Raw genomic sequence first — 22,751 nt, 5'->3', positions numbered from 1 at the left:
CTACGCCAACACGGCGTCGCAAAAAAGGCCCGGCGCGTATCAACAAGCGAGAAATCATCATCGCCACGGGGAAATGCATGCATATTCGACAACTTATCGGAATCGCCCTGATTGCGGTCAGCCCCGCCGTCATCGCCACCCCGGCCGGGAAGCCGGCCCCGGACCTAACGCCGACCGAGGTGGTGGAAAGCCAGCTCGCTGCCCTGCGCGATAACGGCGATGACGACAACGGCATCGCGCGGGCCTACCACTTCGCCTCTCCGGATAACCGGGCCAGCATTGGCGGCCTGAGCGCGTTCACGCGAATGATCCACGAGGGCTATCAGGACATGCTGCGTCACCAGAAGGCCCGCATCCTGGATACCGAAACCGACGGAGACGAGGCTCTGGTCCGGGTGATACTCGATCTGCCCGGCGGCGGCCGGTCGGCCTATGTATTCGTGCTCACCCGCAGCTCGACCGCCGGCTGCGAGCAATGCTGGATGACCAGTGGCGTGATGCCGGTGGCGCCGCCGGCGGATCAGGGGCAGATGATCTAGGGGTCGCGGAAATCATCGGTCCGCGGATCCAGCTCGAGGATGGGCGGCGCCGTCTGCGAGGCCACCACGTTGACGAAGCGACCCTGCTGTTCCATCGGCAGCGCCGGCGTGTACCGCATGCGCACCACCACGAATCCGGCCAGCAGCAGCAGGCCGGCGGCCAGGAATGCGAACAGCCCGGCTGGCCCCAGCGCTTCCATCAGCCCGGCCCCGAGTAACGGTCCGAGGCAGGTGCCCAGCCCGAAGGCGAACAGCAGTCCGGCGCTGGCGGCCACCGGATTGCCCTCGGTCATGTTGTCGGTAATCATCGCCAGGCTGATCGGATACAGACAGCCGGCCACCCCGAAGACGATGGCAGTGGCGGCGTAAAGCGCCCAGCCGTAGTCCTCGCCGAACAGCATGCCCGCCACCGCCGCGATCCCGGCGGCCGCGGCCAGAAATCCCAGCACGAAACGGCGGTCCATCAGATCGGACAAATGCCCCAGCGGCCACTGCAGCAGCATGGTCGCGACCACCGCAGACATCATGTAACTGGCCACTGCGGCCACATCCATGCCGATGGCCGAGGCGTACAGCGGGCCCAGGGCCAGGAACGCACTGGAAAGCAGTCCGGCCACCACCGCACCCAACCAGCCGCTGGGTGACAGCTGCCAGAGCTCGACGAACCCCAGACGGTCGATCGACCCCATGACCGGGGCCTCGGAACGGGTCAGAGCCAGCGGCACCAGCGACAGCACTACCAGAATGGCCACGAAGCTGAACATGGGATAGACCTCGTCCGGGGTGAATCCGACGAGATACTGCCCACCGGCAGCCGCCGAGAAATAGACGATCTGGTAGATGCCCAGCAATGCCCCGCGGGTCGCGGTGCTGGCGCGCCCGGAAATCCAGCTCTCCAGCACCATGATCAGCCCGGCGTGGCAGAAGCCCACGAACAGCCGCAACAAAGCCCACAGCCAGCCGCTGACATACAACGGATGGATCAGGGCCGCCGCGCAGCCGATCGCCGCGAAGGCGGCAAACGAGCGGATCTGGCCCACACGCCGGATCAGTCGGGTGGCCACCCGCGTGCCCAGCACGAAGCCCATCGAATGGAAAACCAGCACCAGGCCGATGGCCATCGGTGAGAAGCCGGTCTCGGATAGCTGCACCGACAGCAGCGTGCCCAGCAGCGAACTCCCGGCGATCAGCAGCGCCAGGCTGGCGAACATCGCCGTGAGCGAAATGATGATCTGGCGCATGGTCAGCCCGGACCGGGGTGGTCGTCAGCGATGATACCGCTGCGAACAGAGGGTCAGCGGCGCCGGCGTCCCAGCCTGAGCCGCAACGCATTCAGGCGAATGAAGCCTTCCGCATCCTTCTGGTCGTAGGCCCCGGCATCGTCCTCGAAGGTGGCCACCGCGGCGTCGAACAAGCTGTCGTTGGCCGAATCCCGGCCCACCACCGACACCGACCCCTTGTACAGCCGCAGGCGCACCACGCCGTTGACGTGGGTCTGCGAGGCGTCGATCGCGGCCTGGAGCATTTCGCGTTCCGGCGCGAACCAGTAGCCGTTGTAGATCAGCTTGGCGTAGCGCGGCATCAGCTCGTCCTTGAGATGGCAGGCCTCGCGGTCGAGCGTGATGGATTCGATCGCCCGATGCGCCTTGAGCATCAGCGTGCCGCCCGGGGTTTCGTAGCAGCCGCGGGACTTCATCCCCACATAGCGGTTCTCGACGATATCGATGCGGCCGATGCCGTGGGCCCCGGCGATGCGGTTCAGACGTGCCAGCACGTTGTAGGGCGTGAGCGCCTCACCATCGACAGCGACGATGTCGCCCCGCTCGAAGGTAAGATCGACTTCCTGCGCCTGGTCCGGCGCGGCTTCCGGCGGCACGGTCCACCGCCACATGTCGTCCTCGGCCGGGGTCCAGGGATCCTCGAGCACACCGCCTTCATAGGAGATATGCAGCGCATTGGCATCCATGGAATAGGGTGAGCCACCGCCCTTCTTCTTCTCGATCTCGATGCCGTGCTGCTCGGCATAGGCCAGCAGTTTCTCGCGTGAATTCAGATCCCACTCACGCCAGGGCGCGATTACCCGGATGTCGGGATTCAGTGCGTAGGCGGACAGCTCGAAGCGCACCTGATCGTTGCCCTTGCCGGTGGCCCCGTGGGCGATGGCATCGGCGCCGGTCTGGGCAGCGATCTCGACCTGGCGCTTGGCGATCAGCGGCCGCGCGATCGAGGTGCCCAGCAGGTACTCGCCTTCGTAGATGGCATTGGCCCGGAACATGGGATAGACGAAATCCCGCACGAACTCCTCGCGCAGATCGTCGACGAAGATCTCCTTGACCCCCAGCGCCTGCGCCTTGGGGCGAACGCTGTCAAGCTCCTCGCCCTGGCCGATGTCGGCGGTAAAGGTCACCACCTCGCAGCCGTAGGTATCCCCCAGCCACTTGAGAATCACCGACGTATCGAGTCCGCCCGAATACGCCAGGACGGCCTTTTTCACCTCTGCCATGGAATCGTTTCCGCCGTTGCTGCGTCAGGGGGCGCGATTATACAGGTGCTACCATGCGCCAATGAGCGGTTCCGATGATGGCATGTCCGGTTACTCCCCCCCGATTCCGATGGCCCAGCGCTTTCGCGGGTTCCTGCCAGTGGTGGTGGACGTCGAAACCGGGGGCTTTCACGCTGCCACCGATGCATTGCTGGAAATCGCCGCGGTAACCCTGCGCTTCGACGAGGACGGCTGGCTGGTGATCGACGAGTCGCACTCATTCCATGTCCAGCCGTTCGAGGGCGCGCGCATCGACCCGGCCTCGCTGGAGGTCAATGGCATCGACCCGCATCATCCGCTGCGCCCCGCCCTGCCCGAGCGCGAGGCGCTGGGCCGGATGTTCCGCGAGGTGCGCCGCGCGATCCGTGATGCCGAGTGCAAGCGGGCGGTGCTGGTGGGACACAACGCCCATTTCGATCTCGGCTTCGTCAACGCCGCGGTGGAACGTGCCGGCATCAAGCGCAACCCGTTTCACCCCTTCTCGGTGTTCGATACCGCCACCCTGGCGGGGGTAGCCTACGGCCAGACCGTGCTGCGGCGGGCCGCCGAGGCCGCGGGTCTGGGCTGGGACAGCAGCGCAGCCCATTCGGCCCGCTATGATACGGAGCAGACGGCCGCGCTGTTCTGCGCCATCGTCAACCGCTTTCGCGACAACTTCGAGGCCGCCGTCGAAGCCTGATCATCGGGGGGAGCATCGTGGAAACCTCTATCGCCCAACTCACCGACCCCGCCACGCTGTTCCAGCTGGCGCTGCCCTATCTCGTGCAGGTCGCCGGCGCCATCTTCATCTTCTTCATCGGACGACTACTGGCGCGCCTGCTGGTAGCCGCGCTGCGGCGGTCGATGGTCCGGGCCCAGGCCGACGACACCATCGTCGAGTTCGTGGGCACGGTGGCCCATGTGATCCTGATGGTGTTCGTGGTGATCGCCGCAATGAGCCAACTCGGCGTGAAGACCACCGCCGCCGCGGCGATTGTCGGGGGCGGCGCGCTGGCGGTGGGGTTGTCGTTGCAGGGCCAGTTGTCGGCGCTGGCCGCCGGGGTGATGCTGATTCTGTTCAAGCCCTTCCGCAAGGGCGATTTCGTGGAGGCCGCCGGTCAGTTTGGCACGGTGGAGGCGGTACGCATCGTCAACACGCTGCTGGTGACCACCAACAACCAGGAAGTCACCATCCCCAACAATCAGGTCTGGGCCAGCCCGATCACCAACTACTCGGCCCGCGATACCCGCCGTATGGACCTGACCGTGTCGATCAGCCTGGACGGGGATGTCGACCGGGCCAAGACGGTGTTGCAGGAAATCGTGGACACCGATTCCCGGGTGCTGGCCGAGCCGCCGCCCGCCATCCGCGTGAACGCGATCACCGAATCCTCGGTGGACATCCTGTTCCGGCCCTGGCTGCAGCGGCCCGAGTTCTGGGACGCCTATTGGGACACGGTGGAGGCGATCAAGAAACGCTTCGATGCCGAGGGCATCCCGTTCGCCCACCAGCGCCGGTTCGTTCACATGACGGCGCCGGATCGCGACACGGCATGAGTGCCGGTGCGGTCGCGGCGCGGCTTTAACCGCAGATTGGCGCAGATTTTCGTGGCGCGACGCCGCCGCCTGTCACATCGTCGTCACCGCCCTGTCATTGAAGTGGCATCGTCGCTGCCTAGCCTTGTGTCCGCACGTTACGGCACGAGGACAATGCCATGGCAACCGCCGCCCGCGATGTCACCCGCCTGACCCGGACACCCCGACTGGTCACGGCACTTGCACAGCACCCCCACGAGATCACCGAGAGTCTCGCCCTGCGTCACCGTGTGTTCGTGCGGGAGATGGGCGCCCGGGTGGAGAACGCGGACTCCGGCCTGGAGCGCGACGCGTTCGATGGCCACTGCCGCCACCTGCTGGTGCGCGATACCTGGACCGGCGCGGTGGTGGCTTCCACGCGGATACTCACCGATGATCGGATCGACGCCACCGGCGGGTTCTATTCCGCCGGCGAGTTCGATCTCGACGCGGTCCTGGCCTTGCCCGGCCGCTTCATGGAGATCGGCCGCACCTGCGTGCATCCCGATTACCGCCGAGGCGGCGTGATCGCCGTACTCTGGTCGGGCGTGTCCGAACTGATCCGGCGCGAGGGTTATCAGCACCTGATCGGCTGCGCCAGCATCGAACTGGATCAGGGCATGGGCCGCGCCCACGCCATCTACCGCTATCTGGCGGACAACCACATGGGCCCCGCATCGCAGCGGGTAGCGCCGCGTCTGGCGCTGCCGGCCGCGGATGCCATCAGCCCGCCGGGACGCCTGCCACCGCTGCTCAAGGCCTACATCAGCCTGGGCGCCCGGGTCGGCGGGCCACCCTGCTGGGACCCGGATTTCGGAGTCGCGGATTTGTTCATGCACCTGGATGTGGCTAATCTCTGCCCGCGTTATGCCCGCCACTTCCTGCACCGACAGCCCGTCCCCGCCCGCCGCATGGCGGCTATCGCTTAAGAGTCTGCGCCTGGCCGGTCATATTCTGGCCGGCTTCGCCATTCTTGCCGCCATGTCGTTGCTGCGCCGGCGCGCCGGCCGGCTGGCCGGCTGGTGGTACCGCGGGCTGCTGCGCATCATGGGTATCGAGCTCGAGGTGCGCGGCCCCACTCCGGCGCCGGGCACGCTGGTGGTGGCCAACCACGTATCCTGGCTGGACATCATTGTGTTCGGCGGCCTGCTGGACGCGGCCTTCGTGTCCAAGTCAGAGGTGGGCGACTGGGCAGTTATCGGTCGCTTTGCCCGCCTTACCGGCACCATCTTCCTGCCCCGCGGGGCGGGCGAAACCCGCGAGGCCAGCAACCGTATCGGCACGGCACTGGCAGCCGGCCGCTGCGTGGTGCTGTTTCCCGAAGCTACCACCCGGGCGGACCTGCTGCCCAGCCGCTTTCACGCGCGGCTGTTCGCGGCGGCCATCGATGGCGACCACGAATTGCAGCCGGCCGCCCTGCACTATCCGCGCGATGACGGCCACCCCGGGCACCATCCCGATGCGCCCTGGGTGGAGGCCGCCAGTCTGGCGCCGCATTTCATGACGCTGTTCCGGCGGCACGGGCTGCGGGCCCGGGTGACCTTCTGCCCGCCGGTTCCGGTGGCAAGCGGGGACCGCCGCGCGCTGGCCGAGCAGAGCCACGCCGCCATCGCGTCGGTTCTGGCGGCGTCAGCCGAACCAGAAGCCGATTAGATAGCGTTAGCTGGCGCTATCCCGCGGCGGCAGCACCAGCGTCACTTCCACCCGACGATTGTCCCGCCGGCCGCCGGCCGTATCGTTGCTGGCCCGGGGATCGGCGGCACCACGCCCCTCGGCTTCGATGCGGCCGGCCGCAACGCCCTGTTCGAGCAACGCCGCGCGCACCGCCTCGGCCCGACGCCGGGAGACGGCGCGATTGTAGGCGGCTGCCTGCTCGCCCTTGCCGGCATCCCGCAGGTCCGGATTATCGTTCAGAAACGCGGACAGATTGCCGGCTGACGGGGGGGTGTTGTCGGTATGGCCGACCACCCGTACCCGGTAACGCGGATGCTCGTCCAGGAAGGTCGCCACCCGATCGATGACAGCCGCGGAATCGCCGGTCAACCGGTCGGTGCCGGTGGCGAATACCAGCTCTCCGAATTCGCCCGGTGCGACCATCTTGCCCGCCCATCGCTGGTCAACCGCATCACGGGCATCAAGCTGATTGCTGACGGTTGCGAGCTGACGCAGCCCGGTCTCGCGCCGGGCATCGGCTCGGGCGATCTGCGCCCAGCGCCGCGCCGCATGCGCCTGACGGCCGACCTCGGCCAGACCGGCCGGCGAGGACAGCGGATCATCGGCAATGCCGGCCCAGGCCGCGCGTGCCGCATCCAGGGTCTGCACCGCCTGCTGCAGCGCCTCGGGCGCGTACTCGTCCACCCCGGCCGTGCGCCGGGCTGCATCAACCGCCTCTTCAGCCGCATCCAGCGCGGCGAATCCCACGGGTTCGCCCTGCTCGTTGCGACGCAGGTTGTCCTTTAGGGCCGGCGACACCTCATCATCCCCCAGTTGTGCCGCTACCGGTGGCGGCGGGGGAGGCGGAACCGGATTGGTCTGCCAGACGGCGCAGCCGCCGAGCCATGCCGCACTGATCACGAGACTGAATACGGGCCAGGCACGGCTCATCGCGGCGCCTCCTCGGCTCGTGCGGCCGGCTGCGCCTCGAGCTCCGCCTGCAATTGTTCAAGTTTGGTCTGGACCGCGCGCGCCTGCGTCTGGGCCAGGGCATAACGCGCGTCCAGAGTCGCGGCTTGCACCAGCCCCTCGATCCGGGTCCGCTGCTCGTCGCTCAGGGATTGTCCGCTGCCCGCAACCTGGTAAAGCAGGGCCCGCGCGGCGGTCAACCGCTGCCGGGCATCGCGAAGCGGGCCCGGCGCCAGCCGCTCGGCGCCCGCAGCCGCGGCTTCCTCGATCGCGGCCCGGGCCGGCTCCAGCCGGGATTCGTCAGGCGCCTGCGGCGCCACCATGGGTTCGGGGTTGCTGGCGCAGCCGGCCGCCAGGCCGAGGCAGGTCAGCAGCAGGACGATCGGCATTCGCCGCATGGACGGTTCTCCTGATCGCGACTCGCGCGGATGTGGAATGAAGGCGACAGTCTACCAGTGCCCCCGGCGCTGGCGCCCCCTTCTGATTCATTCGGGTGCCCGAATCGGGGGGCCACCCAGTTCGGCCAACGTGGCGGGACGGCCAACGTCGTGCCAGCGTCCATCGAAGCGCACCCCCTCGACCCGGTTGGCCTCGATGGCGGGCTGCAGGGCCTGCCCCAGCCCGAAGCGAGCCGATCGATCGCCCTCGAACAGGGCCGGTCGATAGACACCGATTCCGGCGAACGTGTGGCGCGGCTCCGATGACACACCCTGCCGGACCCGATCGCCGACCAGCGCGAAATCCCCGTCGGGGTGGTGCGCCGGGTTGGGCACCAGCACCAGCCGGGCCAGATCATCCTCGGCAACCGGCCTCGTAAGCTGCCGAAAATCGAAATCCGTGTAGACATCCCCGTTGATCACCAGGAATGGCGCATCCGGCAGCAGCGGCAGGGCATGCCGGATGCCGCCGCCGGTGTCCAGCGCCCCCGGCGTTTCAACCGAGTAATGAATGCGCAGCCCGAATCGATCCCCGTCACCCAGCGCGGTCGTGATGCGATCGGCCAGCCAGGCGACGTTGATCACCACCTGATCGAAGCCGGCCGCGGCCAGCGCATACAGGTGGTATTCGATCAGCGGTCGGCCCGCCACCGGCACCAGCGGTTTGGGCAGGTGGTCGGTCAGCGGGCGCAGGCGCTCGCCGCGCCCGGCGGCCAGAATCATGGCGCCCCGGGTTGCTGCTTCAGCCGGCATCAGGGCCGTCGAACACGTGGCGCTCGAGCAGCTCACGCAGACCAGCCAGCGCCGGGTAGGTCCGCACCACCGGGCGCAGATAGGCAAGAAAGCGCGGCGCATCCGCCAGGTACTTCGGCTTGCCGTCGCGATAACGAATGCGGGCGAAGATGCCCAGCACCTTGAGGTGGCGCTGCAGCCCCATCCAGTCGCAGTCGCGCCGCAGATCGGCGAAATCCGCCGGCACCGCGAGGCCGGCGGCCCCGGCCCGGCGCCAGTAATCGGACAGCCAGATGTCCACCCGCTCCTGAGGCCAGCTGATGAACGCATCCTTGAACAGCGAGATGAGATCGTAGCTGTAGGGACCGAAACGGGCATCCTGGAAATCGATGACGCCGGGATTACGCTGACAGACCATCAGGTTGCGAGGCATGTAGTCGCGGTGCACGAACACCCGGGGCTGGCCCCGGACCTGTTCGATGATGGTGTCGAAGGCCTGATCCAGCGCCCGGGATTCGGTCGCGTCCAGCGTGACGCCGAGATGGCGCTGCAGATACCACTCGGGGAACAGCGCCATCTCCCGGCGCAGGGTGTCGTCGTCATAGTCAGGCAACACCTCGGGCCGGCTGGCCACCTGCCATTCGATCAGCGCCTCCAGGGCATCGGCGAACAGCACGTCCGCGCTGCGGGCGTTAAGGGCGCTCAGGTAGCCGGTATCGCCCAGATCCTCGAGCAGCATGAAACCACGGGCGAGATCCTGCTGATGAATCTTCGGCACATGCAGCCCGGCCGCCCCCATCAGCGCCGCGACGTTCACGAATGCGCGGCAGTCCTCCCGGTCGGGCGGGGCATCCATCGCGATCCAGCTATGGTCGTCCGCGGTCACGCGGAAGTAGCGACGAAAGCTGGCGTCACTCGACGCCGGGGTCAGCGCCACTTCGCGCAACCCGGCGGCATCGGCCAGCCAGGCGCGCAGCTCGGCCAGACGGGCGTCCTCTGTCAGGGTCTGGATCATGCGATAAGCTGCTGTTTGCGGGCCCTTCCGACGCCACGCATAATCCCCGGCCGGGGCGCGGGGCGTCTCGCCGGACCCGGGCCGGCCCGACTCATCGACCAAGGCGAAGCGTCCGCGTGACTGGAGTGGAAAACATACGTCGCTGGCGGCACTTTATCCTCATCGCCACGCTGCCCGCCAGCACCGCGTCGGCCGGCATCTGCCCACTGCCACCAGGCATCCCGGCCGCTGAACCGGGCGCCAACGCCGAAGTGACGGCCGATCAGGCCATTCTCGACGGCCCCCTGGCCACGGTGACCGGCAACGTCCGCCTGGAGCAGGCCGGCCAGGCCCTGACCGCCCCGGCCCTGGAATACGACGGTACCGCGCAGCGGGTGATCGCCAACGACGGCCTGCGCTACCGCGGCCGCGGCATCCAGTTATCGGCTGAACAGGCGGATGTGCGGCTGGATTCCGGGATCGGTGAATTCATCGGTACCGACTACGCCCTGACCACCAACGGCGGTCGCGGCCAGGCCGCCAGCGTCGCAGCGCTGGGCGGGGAAAGCTATCGGCTCACGGATACCACCTACACGACCTGTGCCGGCGACGAGCCGGCCTGGCAGCTGGCAGCCGACCGCATCGAGCTGGACCGCAACCGGGGCCGCGGCGAGGCTTTCGATACGGTGCTGCGGGTGGGCGGGATTCCGCTGTTCTACACGCCTTACCTGAACTTCCCTATCGATGATGAGCGCCACACCGGGCTGCTGACCCCCACCCTGGGCCATTCGACCGACGATGGCGCCGAGCTGGCGCTGCCCTACTACATCAATCTCGCGCCGAACTACGACGCCACCATCACCCCGCGTCTGCTGTCGCGCCGCGGCCTGCAGCTGGGGGGAGAGTTCCGCTATCTGCACGCGCATCACCGGGGCGAGGTGGCCGCGGAGTATCTGCCCTCCGATCAACGCTTCGGCGATGATCGCAGCCTGCTGCGCGCCAACCACGAGGGCCGCTTCGGGCGTTACCTTGGCCTGCAACTGGACGCCACACGAGTCAGTGACGAGGCCTATTTCGAGGATCTGGGCACCACGCTGTCGGGTACCAGCCAGTCGCAACTGCAGCGGCTGCTGCGCCTGACGCTGGCAGCTCCCGGCGTGCGGGCGGCAGTGCTGGCCCAGGATTATCAGCCGGTACTGGCGGACACCCTGAACAACCGCCCCGACCCGTTCGAGCGTCTGCCGGCGGCGCAGATCAGCCTGCTCACCCCCAACCGCGGGCCGCAGCTGGGGCTGGACGCCGAGCTGGTGCGCTTCGATCGCAACGACGCCGTGCCCACCCGTCGCACCGATCTGCGGCCCCGCCTGCTCTGGCAGCACGACGCGCTGGGCTGGTTCGTCCGCGGCGAGGCGGCCTACCGGTACACCCACTATCAACCGGATACCGGGCCGACGCTGGAACGGGATATCGGTTCCGCCTCGCTGGACGTCGGTCTGCGGCTGCGCAGGCAAATGGATAACGGCTGGCTCCAGACGCTGGAGCCGCGCCTGTTCTACCTGTACACCGGCTACGAGGATCAGAGCGCCCTGCCGCTGTTCGACACCGCCGTAGCGGACCTGCATTTCCACCGGCTGTTCGCCCGCAACCGGTTCGTCGGGGTCGATCGTATCGGCGACGCCAACCAGCTCACGGTGGGTTTGACAACCCGCTTCATTGATCCGGCGAGCGGTCGCGACGTGCTCAGCCTGGGCCTGGGGCGGGTATTCGGGTTCCGCGACCTGCGGGTCAATGCCCCGGTGACCGGTGTCATCGGCTATGACGATCAGGACTCCGATGTGGTGGCCACCGCCGCGCTCAAGCCCACCCAGCACTGGGAAAGCCGGCTGGCACTGCAGGCCAGCCCCGGCAACGATCGGATCAATCGGGCCAGTGTCCGGGTCGGCTACGACGACGGGCCTGCCCGGCATGTCAGCCTGGGGTATCGCTATTTCCGCGACCTGCGCCAGTTGCCGGGCGGTACCACCGAAACCCTGGAGCAGGTTGACCTGCGCCTGGCGTGGCAGATCGACGAGCAGTGGCAGGTGATCAACCGCTGGAACTATTCGCTGGACAACCGTCAAAGCGTGGAGATGCTGGCGGGCGTGGGTTATCGCCCCAGTTGCTGCTGGGCCACCCGCGTGGCGTTTCGGCGTTTCGTACGCGATGCAACCGGGGAGCGGGCCTCCGCGCTGCTGTTCCAGGTGGAACTCACCGGCCTGGGGCGCTTCGGCGACGACATCTGGAGCCTGCTTGATCGTGATATCGTTCGCGCCGGCTCACAATTCACCAACCTGCGGTATCGATGAGACTGATTCGCTGCGCCCTGCTGATGGCCGCCACCGGCCTGTCCCTGTCACCCGCCGTGGGCGTGGGGCAGGATTCCGAGCTCGACGAGATCGTGGCCGTCGTCAACGACGGTCTGATCCTGGAAAGCGAGATGGAAGGCGCCATCGCGCAGGTGAGGCAACGCGCCGGAGCCCAGATCAACAACGTCCCCGACGAGGTGGTGCAGTCCCAGGTACTGGAGCAGCTGATTCTGCGCAAGCTGCAGATGCAGCGCGCCCAGCGCGCCGGGCTCGACGTGAGTGATTCCGAGCTCAATCAGGCGATTGGCCGAATGGCTGCGCAGAACGGGATGACCGCCGATCAGTTCATGAGCTCGGTGCGGGCCGAAGGCCTGTCGATATCCGCCATGCGGGAACGGCTGCGCGAGCAGATCCTGATCGACAAGCTCAAGCAACGGGAAATCGCCGGCCGCGTGGTGGTCACCGACGAGGATGTCGACCGCTATCTGGAGAGCGAGTCGCTCCGGGTGCAGGAAAACCGAGAGTACCGCATCCGCCACATCCTGGTGTCGGTCAGCGAAAACGCCAGCCAGAGCACCATCGAAGCGGCGCGCGACCGGGTCGAAGAGCTGCGGGAACGGGCCCTGGCGGATGACAGCTTCAGCGAGCTGGCGGTGGCCCATTCGGATGGCCAGAACGCGCTCGAGGGCGGCGACCTGGGCTGGCTGGCCGGCGGCTTTCTGCCCACGCTGTTCTCGGACGTCGTGCCGCGCCTGCAACCGGGCGAAATCAGCAAGCCGTTCCGTGGACCCAGCGGGTTTCACCTGATCCAGCTGGCCGATGTGCGTCGCACCGACGGGCAGCAGACCGTGGCCGAGGATTCCGTGGTCAAGGAGTATCAGGCTCGGCACATTCTCCTCGAAACCAACGAGATCCGTAACAACGAGCGCGCCGAGGCCGAGGCCGAGCGCCTGCGCAAGCGGATACTGGCCGGCGACGACTTTACCCAGCTGGCGCGCGAGAACTCCGACGACGCCAGCAGCGCCAACCAGGGCGGCGAACTCGGCTGGCTGCAGGCCGACAGCATGTCGCCCCCGTTTGCTGAGCAACTCCGCTCGCTCAAGCCCGGTGAGACCAGCAAGCCGTTTCGCACGGACAGCGGCTGGCACGTGCTGCAGGTGCAGGACACGCGTCAGCGCGATCTGAGCCAGGAACGCCGCCGCCAACGGGCGCGTCAGGCACTCGGGCGCCAGAAAATGCAGGAGGAATCCGAGATCTGGCTGCGCAAGATCCGCGACGAAGCCTTCGTGGACATCCGGCTGGAAGGTTTCCAGGACAGCTGACCCGGGCGCACCGGCCGCGCCGCGTCACCACGGGACGAATCCGATGCCACTGAATCGACTGGTGCTGACGCCGGGTGAACCGGCCGGCATCGGTCCCGATCTGGTTGTCCGGCTGGCCCAGCAACCTCGTGATTGCGAGATCATCGCCATCTGCGACCCGGATCTGCTGACGGCCCGGGCCCGGATGTTGGATCTGCCGCTGAGCCTGGACATCCTCGGCGACACCGCCTCACCGGCCACAGCCACCCGAGCGGGGCAACTCCGGGTTATGCCTGTGCCGCTGGCCGCCCCCTGCCATCCCGGCACCACCGATCCGGCCAACGCAAGCTATGTGCTCACAACGCTGGCACAGGCCATCGACCTTTGCCGTGCCCGGCAGGCCGATGCCATGGTGACCGGCCCCGTCCACAAGGCAGTGATCAACCAGGCCGGCCACGCATTCTCCGGACACACCCACTTCATTGCCGATCGCACCGGGGCGGCGCATGTGGTGATGATGCTGGTCACGCCGGGTCTGCGGGTAGCGCTGGCCACCGTGCACATCCCGCTTGCCGAGGTGCCCACGCAACTGACCCGATCATCGCTGGCCAGCACGATTCGGGTGCTGGATGCCGACCTTCGCTGCCATTTCGGTATCCCCCGACCGCGCATTCTGGTGGCGGGGCTCAACCCCCATGCCGGCGAAAGCGGCTATCTCGGCCGGGAGGAGATCGACGTGATCGAACCGGTACTGGACCAGGCCCGTGGGGCCGGCGTGGATGTGGAAGGCCCCCTGCCCGCGGATACCCTGTTCACCCCCGACAAGCTGGCCCGCGCGGATGCAGTACTGGCCATGTATCACGATCAGGGCCTGCCGGTAATCAAGCATCTGGGCTTCGGCTGCACAGTCAATGTCACGCTGGGGCTGCCCATCATCCGCACGTCCGTCGATCATGGCACCGCGCTGGACCTGGCCGGGACCGACGCCGTGGATACCGGCAGCATGGACGCCGCCGTGGCCATGGCCGACGAGCTGGCCACCCATGCCCGCGCGTAAACGCTTCGGCCAGCACTTCCTGCACGACCCGGCCGTCATCGACCGCATCGTCGACCACATCGCCCCGGCGGCAACCGATCATCTGGTGGAAATCGGCCCCGGGCGCGGCGCGCTCACCGAACCGTTGCTGGACCGCTGTCCGCATCTGGATGTGATCGAGATCGACCGGGATCTGGCGCCGGCGCTGCGGCAGCGTTTCGGCGGCTGGCCCGGCTTCACTGTGCACGAGGCCGACGCCCTGGGTTTCGATTACGCCAGCCTGGGCGGCGATACTCCCCTGCGGCTGGTCGGCAATCTGCCCTACAACATCTCGTCGCCGCTCTTGTTCACGTTACTTGCCAGCCCGGCGCCGATCACCGACATGCATTTCATGCTGCAGAAGGAGGTGGTCGACCGCATGGCGGCCCAACCCGGCGATGACGATTACGGCCGGCTGTCGGTGGCAGTGGCATCGCGAGCCCGGGCGGAACGGCTGATGACCATCGGGCCCGGCGCCTTCCAGCCGCCGCCGAAAGTGGAATCAGCCATCGTACGGGTGCGTCCCCGTGCCCCGGCCTTCACCATCGACTGCCAGCGGGATTTCGACCGGATACTGCAGGCCGCATTCTCGGCCCGCCGCAAGACCATTCGCAACGGCCTGAAAGCGCTGCTGGATCAGTCGGCGATCATCGATGCCGGCGTGGACCCGGGGCAGCGCCCGGAACAACTCACGCCGGCCGAATTCGCGGGGCTGGCAAACCGATTCACGGCACAAGCGGGTTGATCTTGCGTCGGGCCAGGAAACGCCCGAATGCCCGCGCCAACAGGGGAGCTGCCACCGCGGGCCCGAAGCGCAAGCCGCAACCCAGCGCTACCAGCAGACCGGCGGTCTCCTCGTCTGCCACCGGACCGGCCACCAGCGGCTGCTGCTGGCGGCGTGCCCGGCTCACGATGGCCTTGACCCCGGCCACCGCGGCCTGATCTGCCGCCAGTCCGGCAAGTAGCGCCTCCGGCACCAGGCGCAACTGCGCGGACGGTGCCTCATCGTCACCGTCCATCACGGCCCGGGGCAGGATCGTGGATGGCACGCCGACAACCATCAGCGCATCCGGCGACAAGCGGTGCACACCGGATTCATGTCGCCAGCACCCGTCCAGCGCCTCGCCGGTATCCTGAGCGGGTGCCCACAGCAGTGGTACCGGTGGCAGACCGATATCCCGCCAGTTGCCGGCCACTCGGCCAACCCGGCCCAGGGTCCAGGCGTCCAGCGCCGCGGCCATGCCCTGCTCCCGCGCCAGGGCCGGCGCGTCATCATCGGCCACCGGTCCGGTCACATGCACCACGGCGGCCACCACCCCGCCCTGCTCGTCCAGCACCGGCCAGAACTGCAGATCGAGCTCATCGCCAGTCATGGCTGCCGCCAGCCGATGCGCGGCCTCGTCGGACTGCTCGTCAACCAGCTGATCGAAGTGCGGGGCGTACAGCATCGGCTGCCGGTCATCATCGCCCATGCGCGCGGCCTGCACCGCAATCAGCGCGCAGTTCAGCACCCGTTCCGGCGGCATTCCGTCGCTGGAGGCGGCGCCGCCCCAACGCAGTACCGGCCACGGCGCCGAAGCCGGCGCCGGTGATTGCCGGAGTGCGGCTTCCAGCCGCCTGCAGGTTTCCGGCAATGCCTCGGCCGGCGGTGTATCCGGGGTCTGGAAGAGCGCGATTTCATCGCCACCAATTCGGGTGATACAGGCAGTCGCCCCATCCAGTTGCCGCCGCCAGCGATCGACCAGATGATCCAGCATCTGGTCGACCGCGACGCGACCGTGCATCCGGTTGAGCCGGCCGCAATCGACCACATCCGCCACGATCAGCAACCCGCCTTGCGCAGCCGGTTCGTCCGCATGCGCCTGCATCGCTGCCAGCAGGGCTACGGTACCCGACGCATTGGCCGGTGGCGAGTCGGGCTGCGCCGCATCGACCGGGGCAACGCTGACCAGATAATCATCGGCGCTCAACCGCGAAACGATCGCCGCCGCCGGCCCCGACGCCAGATGCAGCGGTACGGTGCGGCCGATCAGATCGGCCGGTTCCTCGGGAAGGATCGTCGTGATGACACCGCCCGGAACCGCATCCTGCCCGAACAGGCCGTGCCATCCCGTGCCAGCCCGACGAATGCGGCCGGCCGAGTCCACGATCGCCAGCACGCCCGGCGCGGACTCGATCAGCAGCCCCGCGAGATCATCCGTGGCGGCTGGCGATGCGGGCTCGCGCGGCTCGAACGTCGCGGTCAGCGCATGCGGCGAACCCGCGGGTTCCGGCACGGCCCGTACCGATACCGCGGCCGGGGGGTGGCCCTTGCATTGCAGTACCGCCGTCGTTTCCATGACCGATTCGGCCTGACTGCTCAGTGCCCGGGCGAGGGGACCGTCAGTCCGCTGATTCTCACCATCGAGAAAGATCAGCGTCTGATCATGCCGGGTGGCCTTCAACGCGCTGGCGTCCCGATGCAACAGCGACTGCATGGCCTGATTGACCCGGGCGATCCGGTGCTGATGATCCAGCGCCACCCAGCCGATGCCGGCGCGATCGAGATAGCGGGCAATGGCGTCGCTGTCGGCATCGCGGGTACGCGCCGGGGCGGCGGACGGGGCCGATGGCGGCGTGGAACCCGGAGCCGGCCGGGTTATCGGCGTCTGATCGCCGCGTTCTCGCCAGGCGGCGATCAGAGCAGGCAGCCAGCGCCAGGCCAGCACCAGCGCGATCAGCCAGGAGACGAACAGGCTGGCCACCACCGCCAGCGAGGCCATGAGCGCCCCGCGCCAGGCAATCCCGGCGTCGACGAACCCAATCCGTTCGCCGTCCCGGCTCAGGTCAAAACGGCGATCACTGCTACTGGCCCGATAAAGCAGGCCGCGCAACTGCCGTGCCTGCGCGGCCTGCAGGAAGTTGCCGACCGATTCAAGCGACCCGACCGAGGTCAGCACCACGCCATCGGCATTGCGCAGGGTCAGATAATTGACCGCATAACGGGGCTGTGTCAGCAGCGCTTCCGCGGCCGCGACGAGGTCGGCGGGTACACGGTCCTGGCGCAACCGCGGTGCAAGCTCGGCGCGGGCCGCGTCGTGCAAGCGATCGGCCAGGCGATCCACCTGCGTATCCAGCGTGTTGAACAGAAGAACCGGCGCCAGCACCACCCAAAGCAGTGCTGCCGCCGCAGCCAGTGGTTGCACCAGGCCGTTCAATCGCCCCCGAGGTAAAAAAACCGCCATGCCCGGGCCATCAGCCGACCGTGCGGGCCGCCCGCGTCGCCGCCTCAGTCACCCGACGAGAAGCTATCTCGCGACTCGAAGCGTTCGGGAATCGGATAGGTAAAGCTTTCCAGGTAGCGTTCGTAGGTTCGATCGGCCACGTCCTTGAGCATGGGGCGATTCTCCACTGCGCCGACGCCACGCCGCTGCTTATCCAGCGCATCGCGGGTGACGTCGCCCACATCGGTGGTCTCGCCCGCCCAGGTGGACACCGGCGCCAGCATCACGCTGACAAGAAGCAGTTTTTTCATGACCAGTCCTCGTTGAAATCAGGCCGGCTGTGGCGCGAGCGATGCCATGAACCGCTCATCCGCCGCCGCCGCCAATGGTGGTCGATGCATTACGGCTGTCATCAGCCGGATTCGAACTCTCGGCCGGGCGCGGTTCGTCAGGCAGCGTCGCCGGCCGGCGCGCCAGCTGCTGCAGTGAAGCAGCGCGTTCGCGCAATCGCTTGATCTGTTCGCCACTGACCTCGTGCTCGGCCGCGATCCGTGCCGCCTGCCGCTCCTCGCCGTCGATCAGCAGCGCCACGATGTAGTTATTGCGGGACAACCGCTGATCGGGACTGAGCTGGTAGGCGGTCGCCAGCTCCCGAACCGCCGCGTCAACCTCCCCCTGCCGCAGCAGCGCGTAGCCGAGATCGTTGCGAATCCCGGCATTGGTAGGCAACAGCGCCACGGCCGAGCGCAGATGCCGGACGGCAAGGGTAAGATCCTGCGGCGCATAGATCAGGCCCAGTCCGTGCCGAGCCCGGCCGCGGAACTGCCCTTCCGAGAGCAGCCCCCGGTACAGCTGTTCCGCAGCTATCGGCTGATCAAGCTTGCGCAACAGATCCGCGCGCAGCAGGCGCAGCTCCGGGGTGGTGCCGTACTGTTTCTCCTGGGCCTCCAGATGGGCCATGGCCGCATAGAGGCGATCCTGATCCATCATCTCGCGGATCAGATCGGTGTAGAGCTGCTTGTTCTCCGCCTCCCCGCGCGCCTGCGAAAGCAGCTCGTCGGGCCCGCTGGGGGGCGGCCCGGGGCGCGAGGGCACGCCGCTGCAGCCGGCAGCGAAGACGATCCATACAAGCGACAGAGCCGGTCCGCGCATCAGTTGCCTCCCATCGATCCCAGAGCATTCGAGATGGACACGAACGCTGGTCCGACAATGAAGATCAGCAGGGCGGGGAAGAAGAAGGCCACCAGCACCACGGTCATCTTGCCGGCCATGACGTTGACCTGTTCGCGCAGCTCCATGGTACGCCGCTCCTCGATGGTTTCGAGGGCGTCACTGAGCGGTTCCCGGATCTCGCCGCCGTACCGCTCCACCTGGCGCAACACGCCGAGCACACTCTCGAGCTCGGCCACGGCAAGCGTCTTGCTGGTTTCCATGAGCAGCTGGCTCATGTCCGCCCCGGCTTCGACCTGGCGCAGCACCGGCGCCAGCTCGTCGATAATTTCCGGCAGCGTCCCTTCGCCATCCTGTACCAGGCTGGTTAGCGCCTGACGCGTGCTCAGACCGGCTTCGTACAGCAGCATCATCAGATTGATGAACAGCGGCACCTCGGCGCGAATGCGCTCGCGCCGGTTCTTGGCCGAGGAGCGCAACACCAACCGCGGCAATGCCGCGGCCAGCAGAATCAGGAATACCAGCAGCACCGCGACCATCAGCGCACCGAACTGCGGCACCAGCGCGAACCACAGCGGCACTGCCACCACGATGCCGATGATCGGCATGAGCACCTGGGTGCCGTAGAACGCCGCCCGTGCCCGCACGCCCCGCCAGCCCGCCTGGGCAAGCAGAATGGTGGTTTCCTCGGGGTCGTCCAGAATCCGGTCCAGGCTCTGGCCCTTGTCGGCCACCCGGGCCAGCCACTCCGACTTCCCCTTCGGACCGCCCTGCGCCTGGCGTGAGCGTGCCCCGGCAAGCCGCCGGGCCATGCGCTTGCGCCGGGCTTCCTGGATACCGGCGGCCGTGAACAGCCCCAGGCCCAGCACCACCAGAAAGGCGGCCACGCCAATCAGCAATGGCAGGTAGACCATCACAGCCCGCCATCCCGCAGCGATGCCATCATCCGCCAGATGATCACCAGCCCCGTCACCTGCAGAACCACGGCAACACCCATGGCAATGCGCCCGCCGCCGCTGGCAATCATGGGTTCGTAATAACCAGGGTTGATCAGGAACATGATGCCGGAGATGAAGATCGGAATCGCGGCTACCACATAGGCCGAGAACCGGGTTTCCCCGGTCATCGCCTTGAGCTCGCGGCTGGCCGCATCCTGCCGGCGGATGGCGCTGATCAGGCTCTTGATCACGCGTCGCATGGAACCGCCGAAGCGCCGGTTGACGCGTGCCGACAGCGCCAGGATATGCAGCGCCCGCAGCTGATGCACCGCCGCCGCCTCGGACAGGGTCTCTTCCATCGAGGCCCCCAGGCGCACCTGACGCGACACACTCAGAAACAGGGAGCGGCAGGGCTCGACGCTTTCCAGGGCAGCGCTTTGCAGGGCTTCGTCCAGGGTGTTGCCGGCGGTGAGCGAGCGCATCACGTACTCGAGAAAATCGGGCAGCTGGTCGGCAATCTGGCGTCGACGGGCCTGAACCCGCTGGCGCAGCACCAGCACGCTGACGGCCAGCACCGCCGCGCCGAGCGCCAGCCCGATCAGCAGATTGATCAGGGCCAGCAGAATCACCAGCCCGATGAAGCCGATGATCAGCAGGTTCGCGGTGGCCGGCCGCATGTCGATGCCAGCACCCCAGAACTGGTGGCAAACGTTCCGGGTGAGCGGATTGCGGATGCGCCGTAGATGGCGCATGCCGGCCAGTTCGTCGACGAAATCCCCGGTGCTGGTCTGGCCGATACGTTCTTCCAGCGCCTCGTCGCCCGCACGCGACTGTGCGCGAGCGAACAGCCAGACGGCCGCGACCACCAGCAGCAGGGACATGGCAGCGGCGAGAATGACCAGAGTCATGACCTGCCCCCCTCCCGCTCGGCGTCCGGATGGGTAAACAGCGCTTCCATGGGCAGACGGTCGCCTGCGACCTCGCCCACTCGCTGCACCGACATCAGCCGGCGCTCGCCGGAGCCCAGCCGGCTGACATGAACAATGAGATCCAGCGCGGAACTGATCTGGTGCAGCAGCGTACGCTCGTCGCCGTTGAATCCGGCAAAGCCTGCCAGCAACTGCAGACGATGAACGGCGTCGCCCGGCCCGTTGGCATGCAGAGTGGTCATGGAGCCGTCATGGCCGGTGTTCATCGCCTGGAGCATGTCCAGCACCTCGTCCCCGCGGACCTCGCCGACAATGATGCGGTCCGGGCGCATGCGCAGGGCATTGCGCACCAGATCGCGCGCGGTGACCTGTCGTTCTCCTTCCAGATTGGGTGGCCGAGTCTCCAGCCGCACCACGTGTTCGTGGCGCAGACGCAGTTCGGCGGCGTCCTCGATGGTAATGATGCGCTCGTCCGCGGCGATCCACTGGCTGATGACGTTGAGAAACGTCGTCTTGCCGGAGCCGGTGCCGCCGATCACCAGGATGTTCCGGCGCTTGCCCACCTCCGCCTCGAGAAACGCCAGCGTCTCTGCGTCCGCGGTGCCATAGCGAATCAGGTCCTCGGCCGTCAGCGGCTGTTCGCGGAACTTGCGGATGGATACACAGGGACCATCCAGCGCGATCGGGGGAATGATGGCGTTCACCCGGCTGCCGTCCGGCAACCGGGCATCCACCATCGGGGTGGACTCGTCCACCCGCCGGCCCAGCGGCGCCAGGATGCGCTGGATCACCCGGATGATGTGGGCGTCGTCATTGAACCGCAGCGGTTCCATGCCGAGCCGGCCATGCCGCTCGGTGAAGATGTGATCGGGCCCGTTGACCACGATGTCGTCGACTTCATCGTCATCCACCAGCGCCTGGATCGGGCCGAATCCGACCAGCTCGTTGAGCGTGTCCTCGGCCAGCGCGTCGGCCTCGGACTGGTTGACCGGCAGGCGCTGATCGCGCACATACGCCCGTACCTGATTGCGGATGAAGTCACTGGCCTTGGTGCGTGACCAGTCCTCCAGCCGCACATCGCCGTCCTCGAGCAGACGGATCATGTGCTGGTGCAGGCGCGACTTGAGCGCCTGATACTGGTCGCTGAGCCGGAACCGTCGGGTATCGGGCGTGGTCGCCATCGCTTAGCCGAACAGCCGGGAAATGAACCCTGTCTTGGGTAGCTTGACCGCCTGCCCCGTGATCTGCTCCAGCAGCGCCAGCACGTCCCGGTTGTAGCCGTCGCGCGGGGCATGTTCGAACATCGGCTGACCGGCGTTCATGGCTTCCAGCCGCTGCTGCGGGCGCCCCGAGAGACCGGCGAGGTACGGCAGGTCCAGCAGACTGGCGAGACGATCGGGTTCCAGCCCGGCCCGGGTCTGGATCTGGTCGAGCACCAGCCCGACGTTCTCCAGCGGGCAGTCGATCTGTCGCAGGCCGTGCAGCATGTGCTTGTTCTGGCGACTGGTCAGGACAGACTGATCGGTCAGGAGCATCGCCCGACGTGCCGGACTGATCGCGGCCGCCAGGGGGGCGAGCGAAATGCCGGCATCCGCGGCGACCACGATGTGCTCGAACAGGCCCCGCAGGGTTTCCAGCAGCCGCCGCAGGTGATCGGCGTCAATCGCCGGCGGGCCACTGATCTCCTCCGGCAGGCACAGGAAGTACAGGCCGTTTTCATAGCGGGGGAAGGCGGTATCCACCAGTGTCTGATCGCAGCGTTCCACGTCGCGCAGGGCGTCGAGAGCGCCATAGGTCTGGTCCGAGTCGAGAAAGACCAGGGTGGCGCCGCCCGGCAGCGACAGATCCAGCAGCAGCACCCGCCCTTCCTCGCCGACCTGCGTCTGCAGTGCCAGCGCCATGTGCATGGCAAGAAACGGGATGCGCGGATCCGGCGCGGCGGCAAAGACCGTCAGGAGTTGCCCCTGTCCGGCCACATTGTTGCTGGCGCGCGGACTGCGCCGTAGCACCCGGCCGACCAGTTCGGTGAGATTGTCGTCATCCCGATGGACCACGAGAAAATCGCGCGCCCCGGCCCGCATCGCCGCGAGCACCGCCTCGGAGTCCTCCTGGTGGCCGACCGCCACCACCGGCAGATCCCGGTGGCGTTCCGCCAGATGCTCGACCAGTTTCGCCCGGGCCGACGCATTCCCGGCGTCGAACTGGACGAACACCAGCCCGACGTCGGGCGTGGCGTCGATCTCGGTACCCAGGCCCGCCGGGTCGTCATGATCCGCCGGCAGCAGGCCGACTTGACCGCCGAGATTTCTCGCCAGCCAGTCCCGCAGGTCCGGATCATCCGCAACAATGAGTGCCTGGGTTTTCACGATC

At 67.4% G+C, this 22,751-nt stretch carries 22 protein-coding genes; 9 read left to right on the top strand and 13 right to left on the bottom strand.

Annotated elements, in window-relative coordinates:
* Positions 1 to 77 precede the first annotated feature (77 nt).
* Positions 78 to 539, top strand: a complete 462-nt coding sequence (locus RM532_RS13995; RefSeq protein WP_311653957.1) for a DUF4864 domain-containing protein — start codon at positions 78 to 80, stop codon at positions 537 to 539.
* On the opposite strand, the gene RM532_RS13990 is transcribed toward RM532_RS13995, so the two are convergent.
* Positions 536 to 1,780, bottom strand: coding sequence for an MFS transporter (locus RM532_RS13990; protein ID WP_311653956.1), 1,245 nt, complete (start codon positions 1,778 to 1,780; stop codon positions 536 to 538). The two genes, RM532_RS13995 and RM532_RS13990, sit on opposite strands and share 4 nt — an antisense overlap.
* A 53-nt stretch (positions 1,781 to 1,833) precedes the next feature.
* On the bottom strand, positions 1,834 to 3,042 hold the full coding sequence (locus tag RM532_RS13985; protein WP_311653955.1) for an argininosuccinate synthase: 1,209 nt from the start codon (positions 3,040 to 3,042) through the stop codon (positions 1,834 to 1,836).
* Between the two features lie 82 nt (positions 3,043 to 3,124).
* On the opposite strand from RM532_RS13985, the gene rnt reads away from it, so the two are divergent.
* The 4 genes from rnt to RM532_RS13965 all read left to right on the top strand — a co-directional run bounded on the left by rnt (position 3,125) and on the right by RM532_RS13965 (position 6,288).
* The gene (gene rnt, locus RM532_RS13980) at positions 3,125 to 3,760 is read left to right on the top strand and encodes a ribonuclease T (protein ID WP_311653954.1); all 636 of its coding nucleotides are present in this window, start codon (positions 3,125 to 3,127) and stop codon (positions 3,758 to 3,760) included.
* 17 nt (positions 3,761 to 3,777) lie between these two features.
* Positions 3,778 to 4,617, top strand: a complete 840-nt coding sequence (locus tag RM532_RS13975; protein WP_311653953.1) for a mechanosensitive ion channel family protein — start codon at positions 3,778 to 3,780, stop codon at positions 4,615 to 4,617.
* Positions 4,618 to 4,775: 158 nt separating this feature from the next.
* The gene (locus tag RM532_RS13970) at positions 4,776 to 5,564 is read left to right on the top strand and encodes a GNAT family N-acetyltransferase (protein WP_311653952.1); all 789 of its coding nucleotides are present in this window, start codon (positions 4,776 to 4,778) and stop codon (positions 5,562 to 5,564) included.
* Positions 5,503 to 6,288, top strand: a complete 786-nt coding sequence (locus tag RM532_RS13965; protein WP_311653951.1) for a lysophospholipid acyltransferase family protein — start codon at positions 5,503 to 5,505, stop codon at positions 6,286 to 6,288. The genes RM532_RS13970 and RM532_RS13965 overlap by 62 nt, the downstream gene beginning before the upstream one ends.
* Positions 6,289 to 6,294: 6 nt before the next feature.
* Here RM532_RS13965 and RM532_RS13960 read toward each other — a convergent pair whose 3' ends face one another.
* The 4 genes from RM532_RS13960 to RM532_RS13945 form a co-directional block, all read right to left on the bottom strand.
* Positions 6,295 to 7,239, bottom strand: coding sequence for an OmpA family protein (locus RM532_RS13960; protein WP_311653950.1), 945 nt, complete (start codon positions 7,237 to 7,239; stop codon positions 6,295 to 6,297).
* Positions 7,236 to 7,655 (bottom strand): DUF4398 domain-containing protein, encoded by a 420-nt coding sequence (locus RM532_RS13955; protein ID WP_311653949.1) that lies wholly within the window; start codon positions 7,653 to 7,655, stop codon positions 7,236 to 7,238. The genes RM532_RS13960 and RM532_RS13955 overlap by 4 nt, the downstream gene beginning before the upstream one ends.
* Positions 7,656 to 7,742: 87 nt before the next feature.
* Complete coding sequence (murU, locus tag RM532_RS13950) at positions 7,743 to 8,447, bottom strand: N-acetylmuramate alpha-1-phosphate uridylyltransferase MurU (RefSeq protein ID WP_311653948.1); 705 nt, start codon at positions 8,445 to 8,447, stop codon at positions 7,743 to 7,745.
* Positions 8,437 to 9,441 (bottom strand): aminoglycoside phosphotransferase family protein, encoded by a 1,005-nt coding sequence (locus RM532_RS13945; RefSeq protein WP_311653947.1) that lies wholly within the window; start codon positions 9,439 to 9,441, stop codon positions 8,437 to 8,439. The genes murU and RM532_RS13945 overlap by 11 nt, the downstream gene beginning before the upstream one ends.
* A gap of 125 nt (positions 9,442 to 9,566) precedes the next feature.
* Between RM532_RS13945 and RM532_RS13940 the strand changes: the two genes are divergently transcribed.
* The 4 genes from RM532_RS13940 to rsmA are packed head-to-tail and all read left to right on the top strand — an operon-like array spanning position 9,567 to position 14,886.
* Positions 9,567 to 11,765: an LPS-assembly protein LptD gene (locus RM532_RS13940; protein ID WP_311653946.1), complete on the top strand. Its 2,199-nt coding sequence runs from the start codon at positions 9,567 to 9,569 to the stop codon at positions 11,763 to 11,765.
* Positions 11,762 to 13,087 carry a peptidylprolyl isomerase gene (locus RM532_RS13935; RefSeq protein ID WP_311653945.1) on the top strand — a complete coding sequence of 442 codons (1,326 nt, stop codon included), beginning with the start codon at positions 11,762 to 11,764 and terminating at the stop codon, positions 13,085 to 13,087. Before RM532_RS13940 ends, RM532_RS13935 begins: the two co-directional genes overlap by 4 nt.
* 43 nt (positions 13,088 to 13,130) lie before the next feature.
* Positions 13,131 to 14,123 carry a 4-hydroxythreonine-4-phosphate dehydrogenase PdxA gene (gene pdxA, locus RM532_RS13930; RefSeq protein WP_311653944.1) on the top strand — a complete coding sequence of 331 codons (993 nt, stop codon included), beginning with the start codon at positions 13,131 to 13,133 and terminating at the stop codon, positions 14,121 to 14,123.
* Positions 14,110 to 14,886 (top strand): 16S rRNA (adenine(1518)-N(6)/adenine(1519)-N(6))-dimethyltransferase RsmA, encoded by a 777-nt coding sequence (gene rsmA / locus RM532_RS13925; RefSeq protein ID WP_311653943.1) that lies wholly within the window; start codon positions 14,110 to 14,112, stop codon positions 14,884 to 14,886. The genes pdxA and rsmA overlap by 14 nt, the downstream gene beginning before the upstream one ends.
* On the opposite strand, the gene RM532_RS13920 is transcribed toward rsmA, so the two are convergent.
* From RM532_RS13920 to RM532_RS13890, 7 genes are all read right to left on the bottom strand, one after another.
* A complete protein-coding gene (locus tag RM532_RS13920; protein WP_311653942.1) occupies positions 14,867 to 17,326 on the bottom strand; it encodes a hypothetical protein in 2,460 nt (819 codons plus the stop codon). The two genes, rsmA and RM532_RS13920, sit on opposite strands and share 20 nt — an antisense overlap.
* 83 nt (positions 17,327 to 17,409) lie before the next feature.
* Positions 17,410 to 17,655, bottom strand: coding sequence for a DUF3613 domain-containing protein (locus tag RM532_RS13915; RefSeq protein WP_311653941.1), 246 nt, complete (start codon positions 17,653 to 17,655; stop codon positions 17,410 to 17,412).
* Between the two features lie 55 nt (positions 17,656 to 17,710).
* Positions 17,711 to 18,496, bottom strand: a complete 786-nt coding sequence (locus RM532_RS13910) for a tetratricopeptide repeat protein (RefSeq protein ID WP_311653940.1) — start codon at positions 18,494 to 18,496, stop codon at positions 17,711 to 17,713.
* Complete coding sequence (locus RM532_RS13905; RefSeq protein ID WP_311653939.1) at positions 18,496 to 19,428, bottom strand: type II secretion system F family protein; 933 nt, start codon at positions 19,426 to 19,428, stop codon at positions 18,496 to 18,498. Before RM532_RS13905 ends, RM532_RS13910 begins: the two co-directional genes overlap by 1 nt.
* Positions 19,428 to 20,360, bottom strand: coding sequence for a type II secretion system F family protein (locus tag RM532_RS13900; RefSeq protein WP_311653938.1), 933 nt, complete (start codon positions 20,358 to 20,360; stop codon positions 19,428 to 19,430). Before RM532_RS13900 ends, RM532_RS13905 begins: the two co-directional genes overlap by 1 nt.
* On the bottom strand, positions 20,357 to 21,562 hold the full coding sequence (locus RM532_RS13895; RefSeq protein ID WP_311653937.1) for a TadA family conjugal transfer-associated ATPase: 1,206 nt from the start codon (positions 21,560 to 21,562) through the stop codon (positions 20,357 to 20,359). Before RM532_RS13895 ends, RM532_RS13900 begins: the two co-directional genes overlap by 4 nt.
* A 3-nt stretch (positions 21,563 to 21,565) precedes the next feature.
* Entirely contained in the window at positions 21,566 to 22,747 is a 1,182-nt protein-coding gene (locus RM532_RS13890; protein ID WP_311653936.1) for a CpaE/TadZ family protein, read from the bottom strand.
* Positions 22,748 to 22,751: the final 4 nt, after the last annotated feature.

The sequence above is a fragment of the Spectribacter hydrogenoxidans genome, assembly GCF_031846275.1.
In the GTDB taxonomy this organism is placed as follows: domain Bacteria; phylum Pseudomonadota; class Gammaproteobacteria; order Nevskiales; family Salinisphaeraceae; genus Spectribacter; species Spectribacter hydrogenoxidans.
This window is presented reverse-complemented; position numbering and strand designations above follow the sequence as displayed.

Bases quoted from the DNA above. Each gene is read 5' to 3' on its own strand.
- RM532_RS13995 (WP_311653957.1), top strand. From the start codon at position 78: ATGCATATTCGACAACTTATCGGAATCGCCCTGATTGCGGTCAGCCCC.
- RM532_RS13990 (WP_311653956.1), bottom strand. From the start codon at position 1,780: ATGCGCCAGATCATCATTTCGCTCACGGCGATGTTCGCCAGCCTGGCG.
- RM532_RS13985 (WP_311653955.1), bottom strand. From the start codon at position 3,042: ATGGCAGAGGTGAAAAAGGCCGTCCTGGCGTATTCGGGCGGACTCGAT.
- rnt (WP_311653954.1), top strand. From the start codon at position 3,125: ATGTCCGGTTACTCCCCCCCGATTCCGATGGCCCAGCGCTTTCGCGGG.
- RM532_RS13970 (WP_311653952.1), top strand. From the start codon at position 4,776: ATGGCAACCGCCGCCCGCGATGTCACCCGCCTGACCCGGACACCCCGA.
- RM532_RS13965 (WP_311653951.1), top strand. From the start codon at position 5,503: ATGCCCGCCACTTCCTGCACCGACAGCCCGTCCCCGCCCGCCGCATGG.
- RM532_RS13960 (WP_311653950.1), bottom strand. From the start codon at position 7,239: ATGAGCCGTGCCTGGCCCGTATTCAGTCTCGTGATCAGTGCGGCATGG.
- RM532_RS13955 (WP_311653949.1), bottom strand. From the start codon at position 7,655: ATGCGGCGAATGCCGATCGTCCTGCTGCTGACCTGCCTCGGCCTGGCG.
- murU (WP_311653948.1), bottom strand. From the start codon at position 8,447: ATGCCGGCTGAAGCAGCAACCCGGGGCGCCATGATTCTGGCCGCCGGG.
- RM532_RS13945 (WP_311653947.1), bottom strand. From the start codon at position 9,441: ATGATCCAGACCCTGACAGAGGACGCCCGTCTGGCCGAGCTGCGCGCC.
- RM532_RS13935 (WP_311653945.1), top strand. From the start codon at position 11,762: ATGAGACTGATTCGCTGCGCCCTGCTGATGGCCGCCACCGGCCTGTCC.
- pdxA (WP_311653944.1), top strand. From the start codon at position 13,131: ATGCCACTGAATCGACTGGTGCTGACGCCGGGTGAACCGGCCGGCATC.
- rsmA (WP_311653943.1), top strand. From the start codon at position 14,110: ATGCCCGCGCGTAAACGCTTCGGCCAGCACTTCCTGCACGACCCGGCC.
- RM532_RS13915 (WP_311653941.1), bottom strand. From the start codon at position 17,655: ATGAAAAAACTGCTTCTTGTCAGCGTGATGCTGGCGCCGGTGTCCACC.
- RM532_RS13910 (WP_311653940.1), bottom strand. From the start codon at position 18,496: ATGCGCGGACCGGCTCTGTCGCTTGTATGGATCGTCTTCGCTGCCGGC.
- RM532_RS13905 (WP_311653939.1), bottom strand. From the start codon at position 19,428: ATGGTCTACCTGCCATTGCTGATTGGCGTGGCCGCCTTTCTGGTGGTG.
- RM532_RS13900 (WP_311653938.1), bottom strand. From the start codon at position 20,360: ATGACTCTGGTCATTCTCGCCGCTGCCATGTCCCTGCTGCTGGTGGTC.
- RM532_RS13895 (WP_311653937.1), bottom strand. From the start codon at position 21,562: ATGGCGACCACGCCCGATACCCGACGGTTCCGGCTCAGCGACCAGTAT.